General features: G+C 49.2%; 13 protein-coding genes, 2 pseudogenes and 1 riboswitch. Of the genes and pseudogenes, 9 read left to right on the top strand and 6 right to left on the bottom strand.

What is annotated here, in order from left to right; translation table 11 throughout:
* Nucleotides 1–12: 12 nt before the first annotated feature.
* Nucleotides 13–507, top strand: a complete 495-nt coding sequence (locus RFF05_RS02640; protein WP_409968884.1) for a molybdenum cofactor biosynthesis protein B — start codon at nt 13–15, stop codon at nt 505–507.
* Between the two features lie 277 nt (nt 508–784).
* Complete coding sequence (spo0A, locus tag RFF05_RS02635; RefSeq protein WP_409968883.1) at nt 785–1,540, top strand: sporulation transcription factor Spo0A; 756 nt, start codon at nt 785–787, stop codon at nt 1,538–1,540.
* A gap of 43 nt (nt 1,541–1,583) precedes the next feature.
* Here the strand turns inward: spo0A and RFF05_RS02630 are convergent, their stop codons facing one another.
* The 5 genes and pseudogenes from RFF05_RS02630 to RFF05_RS02610 form a co-directional block, all read right to left on the bottom strand.
* Entirely contained in the window at nt 1,584–2,402 is an 819-nt protein-coding gene (locus tag RFF05_RS02630) for an energy-coupling factor ABC transporter ATP-binding protein (RefSeq protein ID WP_409968882.1), read from the bottom strand.
* Between the two features lie 4 nt (nt 2,403–2,406).
* Nucleotides 2,407–3,104 (bottom strand): annotated as a pseudogene (gene cbiQ, locus RFF05_RS02625) (cobalt ECF transporter T component CbiQ).
* An 84-nt stretch (nt 3,105–3,188) separates the two neighbouring features.
* A complete protein-coding gene (locus RFF05_RS02620) occupies nt 3,189–3,476 on the bottom strand; it encodes an energy-coupling factor ABC transporter substrate-binding protein (RefSeq protein WP_409968881.1) in 288 nt (95 codons plus the stop codon).
* Between the two features lie 13 nt (nt 3,477–3,489).
* The gene (locus RFF05_RS02615) at nt 3,490–4,215 is read right to left on the bottom strand and encodes an energy-coupling factor ABC transporter permease (protein ID WP_409968880.1); all 726 of its coding nucleotides are present in this window, start codon (nt 4,213–4,215) and stop codon (nt 3,490–3,492) included.
* Nucleotides 4,216–4,339: 124 nt separating this feature from the next.
* Nucleotides 4,340–4,515: riboswitch (cobalamin riboswitch) on the bottom strand.
* A 48-nt stretch (nt 4,516–4,563) separates the two neighbouring features.
* Entirely contained in the window at nt 4,564–5,106 is a 543-nt protein-coding gene (locus RFF05_RS02610) for a phosphatase PAP2 family protein (protein ID WP_409968879.1), read from the bottom strand.
* Nucleotides 5,107–5,345: 239 nt separating this feature from the next.
* On the opposite strand from RFF05_RS02610, the gene RFF05_RS02605 reads away from it, so the two are divergent.
* The 6 genes and pseudogenes from RFF05_RS02605 (at nt 5,346) to xdh (ending at nt 13,611) form a co-directional block, all read left to right on the top strand.
* Complete coding sequence (locus tag RFF05_RS02605; RefSeq protein WP_409968878.1) at nt 5,346–6,071, top strand: GntR family transcriptional regulator; 726 nt, start codon at nt 5,346–5,348, stop codon at nt 6,069–6,071.
* Between the two features lie 190 nt (nt 6,072–6,261).
* The gene (locus RFF05_RS02600) at nt 6,262–7,257 is read left to right on the top strand and encodes a ribokinase (RefSeq protein WP_409968877.1); all 996 of its coding nucleotides are present in this window, start codon (nt 6,262–6,264) and stop codon (nt 7,255–7,257) included.
* Nucleotides 7,258–7,718: 461 nt separating this feature from the next.
* Nucleotides 7,719–8,456: pseudogene (locus RFF05_RS02595) on the top strand (heparan-alpha-glucosaminide N-acetyltransferase domain-containing protein).
* A 72-nt stretch (nt 8,457–8,528) separates the two neighbouring features.
* Entirely contained in the window at nt 8,529–10,193 is a 1,665-nt protein-coding gene (locus RFF05_RS02590) for a formate--tetrahydrofolate ligase (protein WP_409968876.1), read from the top strand.
* Between the two features lie 121 nt (nt 10,194–10,314).
* Complete coding sequence (locus tag RFF05_RS02585; protein WP_409968875.1) at nt 10,315–10,941, top strand: thiamine diphosphokinase; 627 nt, start codon at nt 10,315–10,317, stop codon at nt 10,939–10,941.
* A gap of 120 nt (nt 10,942–11,061) precedes the next feature.
* Nucleotides 11,062–13,611 (top strand): selenium-dependent xanthine dehydrogenase, encoded by a 2,550-nt coding sequence (gene xdh, locus RFF05_RS02580; protein WP_409968874.1) that lies wholly within the window; start codon nt 11,062–11,064, stop codon nt 13,609–13,611.
* A gap of 36 nt (nt 13,612–13,647) precedes the next feature.
* Here xdh and RFF05_RS02575 read toward each other — a convergent pair whose 3' ends face one another.
* Entirely contained in the window at nt 13,648–14,223 is a 576-nt protein-coding gene (locus tag RFF05_RS02575; protein ID WP_409968873.1) for an NTP transferase domain-containing protein, read from the bottom strand.
* Nucleotides 14,224–14,432: 209 nt separating this feature from the next.
* Here RFF05_RS02575 and xdhA point away from each other — a divergent pair, with 209 nt between their 5' ends.
* A complete protein-coding gene (gene xdhA / locus RFF05_RS02570; RefSeq protein WP_409968872.1) occupies nt 14,433–16,733 on the top strand; it encodes a xanthine dehydrogenase subunit XdhA in 2,301 nt (766 codons plus the stop codon).
* Nucleotides 16,734–16,741: the final 8 nt, after the last annotated feature.

The raw sequence follows: 16,741 nt of genomic DNA, 5'->3' as shown, positions 1-16,741 counted from the left end.
GGAGGAACAGCCATGTATCAAGCGGCAGTTGTGACGGTCAGTGACCGTTGTTTTCAAGGGGAACGCCCAGATGGCGGTGGCCCTTTGGTGAGAGAATTGTTAGAGCAAGGGGGCTATCAAGTCACGCGAATGGTGTTGGTGCCTGATGAGCAAGGAGAGATTGAATGCGCCTTGCGCGAGCTGTGCGCCAACGGAGAGATTGCCCTTGTGGTCACCACAGGTGGCACTGGCTTTGCCCTCCGCGATATGACCCCAGAGGCCACGGTTGCTGTGTGTGAGCGTATGGCGCCAGGGATTGGGGAAGCCATGCGTATGGCTTCTATGGCCATTACGCCACGTGGGATGCTCTCCCGTGCCCAAGCTGGCATTTGCGCTAGGACATTGATTGTCAATCTTCCCGGTAGCCCCAAAGCTGCCAAGGAAAATTTACAGGCAGTGCTGCCAACCCTTGGCCATGGGTTGGAAATGCTCAGAGGTGGGCCCAGTGATTGCGCGAGCTTAGGATGATTTGTCGAATGCTGTCGAATTATGGCGAAAAAGTTGCTTATTGCGCATGCTGTGCGGTTTATGTCTTGTTTTGACGAACGATTTATTTAGATTTTTACAATTTCGTGTTGCAAGTTGGAGCCAAATGTGGTAATTTATAGAAAAGGCTAGTGAGAGCAGGGAACCAAGTGTAATCTGCTGAAAAGAGAAAGGGTGGCTCTAAAACGTGGGTTTTAGAGGTTCCCTAAAGATGGGCTGGCAAAGTTGAAATTGTAGTGAGTGAAAGGGAATGAGAGTCATGATACAAGGAAAAACAGTACTGGTGGTAGATGGGAATCAAGAATTTCGCACGGCGTTGACACAAGCCATAGAAAAGCAACCTCAATTTACATTGGCTGGCGTGGCCTTAGATGGTCTTGACGCTGTGGAGAAAATCAAAGCGCTAAACCCTGATGTGATAGTGATGGATATATTGTTGGCGAAGTTAGATGGCTTGGCCGTGCTAGAAGAGTTGGGAAGTGATGTGGCAGAGAAAACCATTGTGCTCTCCGCGTTTTGCAGTGACCGCACTGTCCAACGGGCGATGGAATTGGGTGTGGATTATTTTATGGCAAAGCCTTGCCAAATTGACACGGTACTCTTGCGGATGAGTGGTATGTGTGAAGTGGGTGCATCTGCTGATATGGGGGATTTGAAAGCCACTGTCACCGCTGTGATCCATGAAATTGGAGTGCCAGCCCATATCAAAGGCTATCAATATTTAAGAGAAGCCATTATGATCGCTGTGGAGGATATGGACGTAATCAATGCGGTCACTAAGGTGCTCTACCCGATGGTGGCACAGCGCTATGACACCACCGCCTCCCGTGTGGAACGAGCCATTCGCCATGCTATCGAAGTGGCATGGGATCGTGGTGATTTGGAAACCTTGCAAACCTTCTTTGGTTACACTGTGTCCAATGCCAAAGGCAAGCCCACCAACAGCGAGTTCATCGCCATGATCGCGGATCGCTTGGTGCTAGAGCACAATAAAACCAACAGCGCACGCCGATAAAACCCGACAAAAGGCACCTGCATCACAATGCAGGTGCCTTTTTTTACAACGTGTTGAGTTCTTTGGTATGGCGCAGATGGGTTAATTTTTGTGGGTCGAGTCCATTGGCTATTTGTTGCTGAATTTGCAAGAGAATGGGTTGACGCAGGCCAGCTTTGGCGATGGTTTCTTTGTTGGAAAGTACCGTTTCAATATCCCCGTCAGCTAAGATTTTCCCTTGGGAGAATACCACTGCACGCTGGCAGATGCCGTAGGCAAAATCGATGTCATGGGTGGAGAGAATGACGGTGACACCACTGGCGTTTAAGGCCAAGAGAATGTCCTCTAATATTTGGGCATTTTTAGGGTCAAGAGAAGCGGTGGGTTCGTCTAGCAAAATCACCTCAGGTTCCATGGCTAAAATATCGGCGATGGTCACCTGCTTTTTTTCGCCTCCGCTTAAAGCGTGGGTGGATCTTGATTTTAAGTGTTGGAGATGCAAGGTGGATAAAGCGCTGTCTACTCGTTGCACGACTTCGGTGGAGGGCAAACCCAAATTCATGGGGCCAAAGGACACCTCTGCGTCTACTGTGGGGGCGATGAGCTGGGTGTCAGGGTCTTGAAAGACAATGGACACGCATTTGCGCAAGGTCATCAAATCAGCCTTGCTACGACTGATTGGTTTGCCATGGAGAGACAGCGTGCCAGTGTGGGGGGTTAACACCCCGTTGCACAGCAGAAAAAATGTGGTTTTGCCAGCGCCGTTGTTGCCTAAAACTGCCACCATTTCACCTTTTGCAAAGGAAATATTCACATCATTTAAGGTGTGGTGGTGGCTGTCATAGGCAAAGGACACGTGTTGCAGTTGTAAAATAGGTTCCATTTCCTTACCCCCAGAATCCCACAGCAACCACCGTGGCCAAATAGCCGCCACAACAAAGTAGGTGGGTTGGTTGCAAGGGAACAGATTTTGTGTAAAAGTTGATGTGTCCGTCGTAGAGGCGAGACTCCATAGCGTCAAAGCAAGCAGAGCTACGTTTGAAGGCGTGAATCAGTACGTTACCACTCATATGGGTGAAGGTGTACCAACTGCGTTTGTAAGTGGCATAGCCAAGACGTGCGTGTGCCGCTGTGGTCATGGCAGTTTGTGTTTCCAATAACACAAATAAGTAGCGGTAAATCAGATACATCAGCTCAATGAGCAAGGGGGACATTTCCATGTGCGCAAGGTGGCAATCATGTTGGGTAAAGGCGTGCTGGTGATGAAAAAGAAGAGGCAGCTGGTGGCACCGCAAGCCTTACAAGCCAGTGTCAACCCTTGTGTCAGTGAGGTTGGGGTGACAAAAAAGGATAGCCCTAGGATATGAACGCTGTTGGCAATTTCGGAAGTGCTGACCTGTACAGTCACGGTGATACAGCTCAAAAGAATAAACACCAACGGTATTTTGCACATAGCCACAAGGGTTTTGGGTGGGCATTTGCACAGAACAAGCATGGCAAACACCATAGAAGCCAGAACCCAAAGGTGGCAATGGGTGTTATCAAAGGCCACACAGATAAACGTTGTGGCGATGGTGCAGACCATAGTCAATCCTGCGTGGACGCTGCGCATCACAGTCCCTTGTGTAGGGGAAAAGCCAGCGGTCAATGGATGTGTGTGTGCCATGGGTTAGCTTTGTTGTTTTCTGCCGACGAAATAGCCAAATCCGCCGCCAAAAACCATACCGCCTAGAGCGGCTTGTAAGCAAAAGAGAAGAGATTCGGTTTCGCCACCGGGCAGTTCGATGATGCTTTCAAACCAAGGTTCGTAGTCGGCATTGATTTCCATGATGACTTCTTCGGCTTGTCCGTCGGCACCACCAAATTCGCTGTCTGTAATCAGCAGGAGGGGAACGATGGCGATGACCACGCATAAACAGAGCAAGGCAATGACAGTTTTCGTTGTTTTATGTTCCATGATGATAATCTCCTTAATAATGAATGGCGTCAAGCTCAGGCTTGGCTACGTTGACCAACAGCATCACCACTACGGCAGATAAAATGCCTTCGATGACGGCTAGAGGGATTTGGGTCACGGCGAACACGCTCATAAATTTGGCGATGGAAGCCATCACGCCACCCACTTCACTGGGGTGGGCCAAACCCAATTGCACAGAGGTGACACAATAGGTGGCAAGGTCGCCCAAGCCGCAGGCGATACCCACGCAGGCAGGTTTTTTCAAGTTGGATTTTTGACATAGCTTATACACACCGTAGGCCACAAAGGGGCCAGCAATGGCCATGGAAAAGGTGTTGGCGCCTAGGGTGGTTAAGCCACCGTGAGCCAGCAAAATAGCTTGAAACAAGAGTACGATAAAGCCCAGCACAGCCATGACAGATGGCCCAAAGAGAACTGCGCCCAGCCCTGTGCCAGTGGGGTGGCTAGAAGAACCAGTGACACTGGGGATTTTCAGTGCAGAGAGGACAAAGGCGAAGGCGCCCATCATTGACAACAGTAATAAATTTTTGCGGTTTTCATTGACGATTTTGCCGATAGACTTTAGTCCAATGATGAAAAAGGGCAGTGAGATTACGAACCAAGCGATGCTGTGGGTCACAGGCAAAAAGCCCTCCATAATGTGCATGGCGTACGCAGGGGTGGACAGGAGAGACATGGCGGATAGAATGGTGGTGAGGGTTAGGATTTTTTTGTACATAATTCGACTCCTTTTTTGAATATAGCTATAAACATTGAGAGAATAAAAAAAGAGCAATCTGAAAAGATTGCTCAACAAAAGGCCACAGAAACTGTAGCTAAAATTAGTTGAGCACCGCAATTAATTTTAATCGGCGTCTACAAGCAGTTCTCCTGACTTAAGTTCATCGCAACGTTGCCCCTTCTCGGTTTCCCAATGGTGTTGGCAAATTGCTCCCTCTTACAGTGACGGGTTCGTTTTGGATTTGCACCAAATTTTCTTTTCATTCACAGCTGTGAAACTTGTAAACTTATTCAATTTTTATAGCAACATGAGTATAACATATTGTGGTAAGGATTGTCAATTGTGTTAGGTTAAAAATTGTAGGACGAACCAAATGCCGCTAAGATGCCCTAAATATTGCCCTGTGATGCCGATGATAACACCAAGGCCGATGCCACCCAATACATCGCTGGGCCAGTGCACGTACAGATAGAGCCGAGAGAGGGCGGTCAGCACGGCGATAATCAGTGCTGGCTGATACAGACCGTTGCCACAAAGCCATAGGGAAGTAGAGGCAGCGAAGGCAGAGGCTGTGTGCCCAGAAGGGAAGGAGCAGTCGGTGGGTTCTTTTACCAAAAGCTGTATTTGGGGGTGGTCTTTAAAGGGGCGGCGGCGGCCTAATTTTGGTTTGAGCCAAACATTGCACACCAATAGCTCCAAGCTCATGGTGACAAAAATCACCCAGCCCGTGAGACGGGTTTGTTTTTGCAGCAATAACACGCACATGGTGACAAACCAAACCTCACCGTTGTCACCAATGCGACTGACCAGCACCAACAGCTTGTCTAAAATGGGGTTGCGCAAATGTTGCTGCATCCAATCTAGTACGTGGCGTTCTGTTTTTGCCATAGGGTGTCACCTCCTTTGCAGCGTATGAAAAAGAATACCTGTACCATCATATCACATTTTTGTGAATTTACAAGTGTATCGTGATAAACGATTTCATAAAGATTGGGACAATGCGGTGGGTAATATGAGGGAAATTGTGATTTTTGACAAGATGGTGGTGGATTTTTCTTGCAATTGATTGTGAGATTTGATATAATAGGTGCGACCTTTAAAATATGAAAAGGAACGAGGGAGGCTGTATGAGTACACAAACATCTTCATCAAAAAGCATTCGAGCTGAATTGCTGGGCGCTATGCGCACGGGGCCATATGCTTCGGGCGATCGTTTACCACGGGAGAGTGTGCTGGCAGAGCGCATGAACATTAGCCGTACACAATTGCGCGATATCTTAGCCTCCCTGGAGCGTGAAGGCTTTATCACCCGTCGTCATGGTGTGGGTACCATCATTAACCGCCATATTCTTGAAGTGGACACCCGCATGGATATTGAGGTAGAGTTTTTAGATATGATTCGCCAAAATGGTTTTAAGCCAGATGTGGCCTTTGTCCGTGTAGCGGATGGGGTGGCTGACCAAGAGATAGCCAAGCAGTTGGGTATTCTGGAAGGTGCTCCTGTGATTCGTATCAGCCGTCTTTGCACCGCTGATGGCAAGCCTGCTATCTACTGCGAAGACGTGATTGACAAAACTCTGGCCAAAGGCAATTATACCATCAATGATTTTAGGTTGCCCGTGTTCCATTTCTTGCAACAGTATTGTGGCGTGTCGGCCTATATGGACTTGGCAAATATTTCTCCCGTTGTGGCAAATGATAATTTGGCTGAAATTTTTGCCATCCCGGTGGGAACCCCTTTGCTAAATGTGAAGGAAGTGGATTTCGATATTGATGGTCACCCTGTGTTTTGCTCCAACGAGTACTTTGTCAACGACTTTTTTGCCCACTCAATTATGCGGAAAAAATTGTAAAATCACGTATTTTCAAACTCTCAGCACTGAAAAAGTGCTGAGAGTTTTGATGTATATGGTATTGAATATCGTGTATATTTTAGAGCAGAAAAACGTTTTCCTTTGAATTTCAGAAAAAAGCTTGAATATTTTGCTTTTTTTATGTATAATGAAAGCAATTAATTTTTAAGCGAACAGGAGTACTCCGTTTATGAATAGAAAACCCAAAATATTAGTGGTTGGCAGCTTTGTGATGGATGTTATCGCCACCACCCATGTGGTGCCGGGACGGGGTGAAGCAGTGTATGGCACTGCATTTCAAACTGCCTGTGGCGGAAAAGGTGTGAACCAAGCGGTGCAATGTGCTCGTCTGGGGGCTGAGGTGACCATTATCGGTTGCGTGGGCAACGATGGTTTTGGCACTGAGTTAAAGCGAGAAGTGGCCGCCCAAGGGGTGGATATTTCTCACGTGCGCACGGTGGAAGGCGTTACCACTGGGGTGGGTCACATCACATTAGAGGTGAAAAATGGTGTGGCGCAAAACCGCATTGTGGTGATCCCCGGTGCCAATTTGGCTGTGGAACACGATGATGTGGCATGGCTTGAGACTGGGATTGCCCAGTTTGACGCTGTGTTGTTACAGTTGGAAATCCCTGCTGAGGTAAATTTGAGCGTGGCTCGCTGGGCCCATAAAGCTGGTGTGGCTGTGTTGTTGAATCCAGCTCCTGCCACGCCGTTGGATGATGCACTGTTGCCTTATGTCACGTATTTAATCCCCAATGAGCAAGAGGCGGCACAAGAATCTGGGCGCCCTTTGCGCGTGGATGACACTGGGGTGAACCGTAGTGACTTGAAAGCCATTGTCAAGGTATTTCAAGCCAGAGGCGCTGCCAATGTGATTGTCACATTAGGGGAATATGGCGCATTATTGGCAACCCAAGACGGGGTGTATCAAGGCGTGGAAAGTGTGCGTATGGACGCGGTTGCAGACCCAACTGGGGCAGGTGACTCGTTTGTGGCGGCTTTTTGCATTGCCTTGTCCATGGGGATGAGCCAAGCATTGGCACTGTCATTTGCAGTCCATACGGCGGCCATTACGGTCACGAGCATGGGGGCTATGCCCTCGTTGCCTATGTTGGATCAGGTGGTACACTTAATGGAAGAACGAAAAGCAGACCCTCTTTTGGTGGAAGCCATTACAGCGTAAGGCAACTTTTCTTACATTTAACATAAATTTGTTGCAAATGCGATAGTCAAACTAGGTTTGATGCGCTATACTGATACCATCTTCTTTCAATGCACAGCTTGCTTTAGTGGAGCTACCTGTGCAGATAATCTCTCTTCTTTTTTATGCAGATGGGCAAGGTGCACAGCACCTTGCCCTTTTGTGTCTGTCAAAAAACTTGGCGTTGGGAAGTTTGGGGGAGCTCGAGGGGGCAAAGCCCACCTCGAATGAAACTAATCGCCCTAAAGCGAAATTTTTTGCAGATAAAAAACTTGCAAAACCAAATGAAATTGCATGATTTTAATCGTTTGTACTTGGGCGATTTTCAGGTTGTTAAAAAAGGTGCCACTGGTGGCACCTTTTTTAACAACCTGAGATGGGCAAGGTGCACAGCACCTTGCCCTTTTGTGTTTTTGTGTAATATTATATAGTAGGAGGCTTGTATGAATCATCGTCCTCGGATTTTTGTATTAGATACGATGCGTGGGGTTTGCATCGTGGTGATGCTGGCTTATCACACGCTGTGGAATTTGAAAAACTTGTTTGGGGTGCCACTGCCATGGTTTAATGGGGGAATTGTCCATTGGGTACAACTGTTGGCGGCCTCTACATTTATCGCCTTGGCAGGTTTTTGCTGGTCGTTAGGGCGCAATCCTTTGCGCCGTGGGCTACAGGTGTTTGGGGCTGGGTGTTTGGTGAGCCTTGTCACGTTACTGGTGATGCCCAGTAACGCTGTAATCTGGGGTGTGCTGACCCTGATTGGCAGTGCTATGTTGGTGCTGTGCGCCATAGCGCCTTGGCTAAAAACATGGAACCCTTGGGTTGGGTTTGTTTTGGCTGTCTTGCTATTCGTCCTGTTTCAAGATATGACCATAGGGCAACTGTCTTTTGGCAGTCTATGGGCGATGGATGTGCCACGGGTATTTTAAGCCAATTATATCACCGCTTTTTTTGGCTGTCCCTTTACGGGGTTTGCTTCCACCGACTACTTTGCCTTTTTGCCATGGTTCCCCATGTTTTTGTGTGGGTATTTTCTCAGCCGTGTGGGGCTGAATTTGCCAGATGGGCAACCCTATGCCTTGACCATGCCACTGCGATTTTTGGGTCGTCACTCGCTGGTGATTTACATACTGCATCAACCTGTGATTTTCGCTTTGTTATGGCTGGTATTTCAAATTTGAATAGTACTACCTATTTACAGTGGGTGTAATCTGTAGTATACTGTTAGCACTGATTGATTAAGGAGTATAGAAATGTTTTCTGATTTGGAAATCGCCCAAAGCTACACCATGAAACCCATCGAGGAGATTGCCTCCGTTGCTGGAATTGATGCCGCTATGTTAGAGCCATACGGTCGTTATAAGGCAAAGGTGAACTTTTCGTTGTTAGACGATACTGTGCCACAAGGTAAGCTGATTTTGGTCACAGCCATCAGCCCAACCCCAGCAGGGGAAGGGAAGACCACCACCACCATTGGCTTGGCAGATGGGTTGCGTCGCTTAGGTAAAAAAACGGCTGTTGCTTTGCGTGAACCTTCTCTTGGCCCAGTGTTTGGCATGAAAGGTGGCGCCGCTGGTGGTGGCTATGCCCAAGTGGTGCCCATGGAGGACATCAACCTCCACTTCACTGGTGATTTGCACGCCATTGGCGCGGCAAACAACTTGCTGGCCGCTATGCTAGATAACCATATTTACCAAGGCAATAGCCTGAACATCGACCCCAAATCTATCACTTGGCGCCGCTGTGTGGACATGAACGACCGTCAACTGCGTGCTGTCATCGATGGTATTGGTGGCACTGTCAACGGTGTGCCCCGTGAAGATGGGTTTGATATCACGGTGGCTTCTGAGATTATGGCAGTGTTTTGCTTGGCTTCCTCTGTGTTTGATTTAAAAGCGCGTCTGGGACGTATGGTGGTGGGTTATACCTATGATAAAAAGCCTGTCACCGCTGGCGATTTGAATGCTGTTGGCGCTATGACGGCATTGCTTCGTGATGCCATTAAGCCAAATTTGGTGCAAACCTTGGAAGGCACACCTGCCTTTGTCCATGGTGGCCCCTTTGCCAACATTGCCCACGGCTGCAACTCTGTGCTGGCCACCCGTATGGCCTTGCAATTGGGGGATTATGCTGTGACAGAAGCTGGCTTCGGCTCCGATTTGGGGGCTGAAAAATTCTTGGATATTAAATGCCGCAAGGCTGGCTTTACCCCATCTGCGGTGGTTGTTGTGGCCACCATCCGTGCGCTGAAAATGCACGGTGGCAAAGCCAAAAATGAGCTGGGCACAGAAGATTTGAACGCCCTAGAAGCTGGCATCCCCAATTTGCTCCGTCACGTGGCCAACATGGTGGAGGTGTATCACCTGCCTGTGGTTGTGGCTGTGAATCGCTTCCCCACTGACACAGATAACGAAGTGGCGCTGATTAAAGCGCTATGCGCAGAGCGTGGGGTTAATGTAGTGCTCTCTGATGTGTGGGCAAAGGGTGGCGAAGGTGGTGTGGCCTTGGCAGAGGAAGTGGTGCGTCTGTGTGAACAACCTTCTCACTTCACCTTTAGCTACCAAGAAGACACCACTTTGCTGGAAAAACTCAATGCCATCGTCACAAGAATTTACCGTGGCAACGGCGTTGTGCTGACAGCCAATGCCCAAAAGCAACTCAAACAATTTGAGGATATGGGTTATGGCAATTTGCCCATCTGTATGGCAAAAACCCAATATAGCTTCTCTGATGATGCCACCCGTTTGGGTGCACCAGAGGACTTTACCATTACCGTGAGTTCCTTGCGACTATCTGCTGGCGCTGGGTTTGTGGTGGCCATCACAGGCAACATCATGACCATGCCGGGGCTTCCCAAGGTGCCCTCTGCTGAGAAAATCGATGTGGACGAATGTGGTAAAATCACAGGCTTGTTCTAAGCAATATATTGATCAAAAGGCAGTAGAAACGTGTGTGTTCACGGTTCTACTGTTTTTTGCCTTTTACTTTTTACCACTGTTGTGGTATACTGTATTAGATAAAAAGCAGGAGGTGGGCAGTATGCGTGGTTTTATTTTCGGGGCTGGTAGTTTCTATGGTCTGGAAGAACGGCCTACCCAAGACGATTATATCGTGGCGGCTGACGGTGGATACGAAACTTGTTTGTTGGCGGGTATCACCCCCTCAGTGGTGGTGGGTGATTTTGATTCTATGGCAAAACCCACCGATTTTCCCAACATCATACAGGTGCCAGTGGAAAAAGATGACACAGATAGTATGCTTGCCATCAAACTGGCTTTAGACAAAGGCTGTAAAGAGATTTACCTTTACGGAGTAACAGGCGGTGACCGCCTTGACCATACTATTGCGGCCTTCCAAAATTTACTATATATTCGCCGTTGTGGGGCGAAAGGGTGTGTCTATGACAAGGGGTTTTGCTTTACAGCTATTGAGGCGGAAACCGTGGTGCTGGAAAGCCATGTGGAGTGGGGATTGCTGTCCATATTTGCCATAAATGGTCAGGCAGATGGGGTCACCATTGCTGGCGCTCAATACACTTTGGACAACGGCACGTTACACCCCCATATTCCCATGGGAGTCAGTAATCATTTCCAAGGAAAACCAGTGACCATTGGTGTTAAATCAGGGGCGCTTTTGGTGGGCTGGGAGTTGGCAACCACGAAATGACACGCTATGCTATAAAAAGGATAACGAAAAGTAAAAAATAGGTTGCAACTTTCCCACAAAACAGGTATAATGTTTAAAAGGTCAACCTTTTAAACCACGGATGGAAAGTAGAGGATGCTCATGGCTACTTTTATTGTAAATGGACAAAGCGTCACTGTGGACAAAAACCAAAAGTTAATGCGGTTTTTGCGAGACACCATGCACCTAACTTCGGTAAAAGATGGGTGCAGTGAAGGGGCCTGTGGCACCTGCCACGTGCTCATTGATGGGAAGCCCACCAAGGCCTGCATTCCCCAAACAGATAAGCTAGAGGGCAAAACCATCATCACGGTGGAAGGCCTCAGCGATTTTGAACAAAAAGTCTACACCCACGCGTTCGGGATGGCGGGGGCGGTGCAGTGCGGCTTTTGCATCCCGGGTATGGTCATTTGCGCCAAGGGGCTTTTGGATGTGAATCCAGAGCCAACACGGGCGGAGGTGGCGTTTGCGATCCGCAATAATATTTGCCGTTGCACAGGCTATGTGAAGATTATCGATGCCATTTTGTTGGCGGCACAGTGTTTGAAAGACAAAGAAATTCCTGCACCACCCACCGATTGGTCTTTGGGGCAACGGGTCCCTCGTGTAGATGTGGCGGAAAAGGTGACAGGGAAGGGGATTTATCCCGACGATGTGTACCTGCCCAGCATGATTTATGCCAGTGCTGTCCGTAGTCAGTATCCACGGGCGCGTGTCCTTGCCATTCATACCGAAAAAGCCCTTGCTTTAGAGGGTGTGGTGGGGGTGTACACCGCCGCAGATGTGCCATGTTCCAACAAGGTTGGGCACTTGGTGCAAGATTGGGACACCATGATTGCCGTGGGGGATATCACCCATTATCTGGGGGATTCCATCTGCCTTGTAGCGGCTGAAACCCAAGAAATTTTGGCACAGGCCAAAGCCTTGGTGGAGGTGGAATACGAAGAATTGCCCTTTGTGTCATCCCCAAAAGAAGCCATGTTGTACGATGCGCCTTTGGTGCATAGAGGCGGCAATCTCCTTGCCCATAAACATATTCAGCGTGGCAACCCAGCCAAAGCCATCGCCCTATCTAAGCACGTTTTAACCGAGCGCTTTGAAACCCCGTGGACGGAACACGCCTTCCTAGAACCTGAATGCGCCGTAGCTTATCCCAAGGGAGACGCGGTTGTGGTGCTCTCCACCGACCAAGGGGCTTATGACACCCAACATGAGATTATGCACATGCTGGGCTGGAGCGCAGAGCGTGTACAGGTAGAAAATCTATTGGTTGGCGGTGGTTTTGGTGGCAAAGAGGACATGAGTGTCCAACACCATGCGGCCTTGGTGGCTGTGCTGTCAGGACGTGCGGTGAAAGTGAAATTAAGCCGTGCTGAGAGTATTTTGATTCACCCAAAACGTCACCCCATGGACATGGAATTTACCTTGGGGTGTGATGAAAACGGCATCATCCAAGGGGTGGCGGCACAGGTTATCGCTGACACAGGCGCCTATGCGTCTTTGGGTGGCCCTGTGCTAGAACGGGCTTGTACCCATGCTGCTGGCCCTTATAATTACCAAGATTTCTCCATCGATGGCTATGCCTATTACACCAACAATCCCCCTGCTGGTGCCTTCCGTGGCTTCGGTGTGACCCAGACTTGCTTTTGCATTGAAAGTTTGCTGAATCAAATGGCAGACTTGGTGGGCATTACCCCATGGGAGATTCGCTATCGCAATGCCATTCGCCCCGGCCAAGAACTGCCCAACGGGCAAATCGTGGACGAGAGCACTGGCTTGGTGGAAACATTAGAAGCGGTGAAACCCTATTACGATGCCGCCCAAGTGGTGGGTATTGGCTGTTGTTTGAAAAACGCTGGCGTTGGCGTGGGGATTCCTGACACAGGTCGTGTGCGATTGCTGGTGCAGGATGGAAAAGTAGAAATCCACTGTGGTGGCTCTTGCATTGGGCAGGGTCTTGGCACTGTATTGGTGCAAATGGTATGCCAGCAGACGGGTATTTCCCATGAGGATGTGATTTATCGCCACTCCAATACTGTGACCGCACCTGATTCTGGCACCACCTCGGGTTCTCGCCAGACTTTGTTCTCTGGGGAAGCTTGTCGCCGCGCCTGTGAAGATTTGAATGTGGCGCTGGCAGGGAAGTCCTTGGCAGAGCTTGATGGAGAAGAATTTTACGCAGAATATTTCGGTAAAACCGATCCCTTGGGTGCCAAAGTGACCAACCCCAAAAGTCATATAGCCTATGGCTATGCCACCCAGATTTGTATTCTAGATGAAAATGGCAAAATCACCCAATTGGTGGCGGCTCACGATGTGGGCAAGGCCATCAATCCGCTGTCTGTGGAAGGACAAATTGAAGGAGGTGTGGTCATGTCAATGGGCTTTGCTCTCACGGAGCAATACCCTTTGAAGGATTGCAAGCCGACAGCAAAATTCGGGACTCTGGGGCTGTTTAAAGCCAACCAAATTCCCGAAATTGTGCCGATTATTGTAGAAAAGCAAGGCTTGGACGTGGCCTGTGGTGCCATTGGGATTGGGGAGATTACCTCTATTCCCACCGCACCTGCCATTGCCGATGCCTATTACCGATACGACGGCGTGTTCCGCAAAAAATTACCTTTGGCAGACACGCCATACGGGAGACGATAACCTATCTACCAAGCCCCCGCCCTACAAATTTTTGGTTTACACCGTCTCTCGCAACGATGCCAACGCCTCTGGATGGTCAACGTCGAATAACTCCCGTGGGTCAACTTCAATGAGTCGCAAGGCATCGCTGTGTTGACGAATGACCTGTGCACCACCTTGGTCACCTGAGAGGGTCATCAAACTAGAAAAGTATTCTGCAGGAAAAATGCAGGGGTTCCCTCGCACACCATCGTGTCCAGCGGCCACAATGAAATGGGGATGGCCAACGAACCAATCCACCAATTGCTGCAGCGTTTCTGTGCGCAACAGTGGTTGGTCGCAGACCATAAACAGTATCCCATTACAGTGGCGCAAGGTGGTTAAGCCCATCTGTAAAGAATGGCTGATGCCCAGCTCTGGCTGGTCGTTATAGAGTACGGAAAATCCAAAGTCGGTGGCAAGAGCCATGATTGGTGGATACTGGGTCACCACGGTGACGCCAGCGAATACCCCTTGGGGCACCTTCTCAAAAGCGTGTTGCACCAAAGACTTGCCCTGCAAAGGCTGTAAGAGTTTATTATCCCCAAAGCGCTGGCTGTTACCAGCGGCTAAAATAACGCAACCAATGTCCATCGTGTGGTCGTCCTTTCGAAATCATTCATGTTACTTAGTATACCAATTTTTCTGTATTTCAGTCAAGGTTAATTATAATTTGTAGGGGTGGATTCTATATCCGCCCACATCCCAGACGACCGTTCAACGGGCGGATATAGAATCCGCCCCTACGGAACATGAAAACATTTATGAAACTATAAAAAGTGTATAGAAGGAGGCAATGGAAAATGTCAAAAAGTGTAGGAACAAGTCAACTCCGTGTGGATGCCTATGACAAGGTGACTGGACGTGCCAAATATGTTGAGGATTTGTGCGACGCATCCGCCTTGGTGGTGAAAATTTGCCACGCAAAAATCGCCCATGGGTATGTCAAATCCATCGACACCGCCGCCGCCATGGCCATCACAGGGGTGGAAAAAGTGATTACCTGCTTCGATGTGCCCAATATCCCATTCCCCACAGCTGGTCACCCATGGTCAACCGACCCCGGTCACCAAGACATTGCAGACCGACTGCTGCTAAACCGTCATGTTCGTTATTACGGGGATGACATTGCCGTTGTGGTGGCTGACAATGAAGTGGCTGCGGTGCAGGGCATCCGTGCACTGAAGGTGGAATATGAAGAACTCCCCTTCGTGTTAGACCCTCAAGAAGCCATGGAAGAAGGCCGTGCCCAAATCCATGCAAATTACCCCAACAATATTTTAAAGCACACCACCATCAACAACGGTAATTATGCCAAGGCCTGCCAAGAAGAAGGCCTCATCAAGGTAGAAGGCTGGTACAATACCCCCATTGTGCAACATTGCCACATTGAAAACCACGGCTGCTATGGCTATGAAGAAGCTGGCAAAATCGTGGTGGTGTCCTCCACCCAAATCCCCCATATTGTCCGCCGTATCTGCGGGCAAGCTTTGGGATTGCCTTGGGGCAAAATCCGTTTGATTAAACCTTACATCGGTGGCGGTTTTGGTAACAAGCAAGATGCGCTCTACGAACCACTGTGTGCTTATGTGACCCAACAGATGGGTGGGCGCTTGGTGAAGCTGCTGTGTGACCGCGAAGAAACCTTTGTCACCAACCGTGTGCGTCATGCCATTCGCACCCATATTATCAGCTGGGTACGGCCTGACGGCACTTTTGCCGCACGGAAAATTGAAGCATTCTCCAACCAAGGGGGGTATGCTTCCCATGGACACAGCATTTGCGCTAAGGGTGTGGGTGCGTTCCCACAACTATATCCATGTCCCAATGTGGAAGGCCATGCGTACACTATTTTCACCAACTGTCCTGCCGCTGGCGCTATGCGTGGGTATGGCATTCCCCAAGCCATGTTCGCAGGGGAAGCCCACATTGATGATGTGGCGCGCGCCTTAGGGCGTGACCCCATTGAATTTCGTCGTCAAAACCTCATGCCTGTTGGTTATGTGGATGGGTTTAGCAAAAACGAGCTCTATCATGACACCTTTAACCAGTGTATGGACAAGGGCATGACCATGCTAGACTTTCAGCGCAAGCAAGCAGAATATGCAAATCAAACGGGCGATATTCGCCGTGGTGTGGGGCTTGCTGTGTTTTGGTATAACACCGCAGTGTGGCCCATTTCACTGGAATCCACTTCTTGCCGTATGGTGTTGAACCAAGACGGTTCGCTCCAATTCCAAACTGGCGAAACAGAAATTGGGCAAGGTTGCGATACCGCCTATAGCCAAATGGTGGCAGATGCGGTGGGCGTACCATTCTCTGATGTCCATGTGGTGAGCAACCAAGACACAGAAATCACCCCCTTTGGTCTGGGGGCTTACGCTTCTCGCCAAACTTACATCGGAGGCTTCTCCATCATCAAAACTGGGCAGGCCCTTCGTGAACGTATCTTGAAAATCGCCCACGACCAAACCCGTATGCCCATTGAAACCTTGGACTTGGTGGACGGGTTTATCGTCCGTAAAAGCGATGGGCGTGTGCTGAAATCTCTGGGTGATTTGGCAACCGAATGCCTGTACAGCGTGGAAGATAGCCACCATATCACCGCGGAAGAAACCGCACAAATCAAAACCAATGCTTACTCCTTTGGCTGTAGCTTTGCAGAAGTGGAAGTGGATATTAAACTGTGCAAGGTGAAGCTACTTAAAATGGTCAACGTTCACGACTGTGGCACCTTGATTAACCCTGCTTTGGCAGAAGCACAAGTCCACGGCGGTATGTCTATGGCCATCGGCTATGGTTTGAGCGAAGAGTTGAAATTCGATGGTAAAACTGGTAAACCACTGAACAACAACCTGCTAGACTACAAGCTGTCTACCATGATGGATCATCCCACCTTGGAAGGCGCTTTCGTGGAAAATATAGAGCCCACCAGCCCGTATGGTACCAAGTCTTTGGGTGAGCCTCCTGCTTGTTCTGGGGCACCTGCCATCCGTAACGCTATTTTAAACGCAACAGGCGTTGCTATGATGCGTTGTCCCATGACACCCCATGTGTTGTTTGAAGAATTTACCAAGGCAGGACTTCTGCCTGAGATGGAATGAGGTGAAGT

Source organism: Bengtsoniella intestinalis, assembly GCF_039719005.1.
Classification (GTDB): domain Bacteria; phylum Bacillota; class Clostridia; order Oscillospirales; family Oscillospiraceae; genus Oscillibacter; species Oscillibacter intestinalis.
The sequence above is the reverse complement of the archived record's forward strand: the minus strand, read 5'-3'. Positions and strand labels throughout refer to the sequence as shown.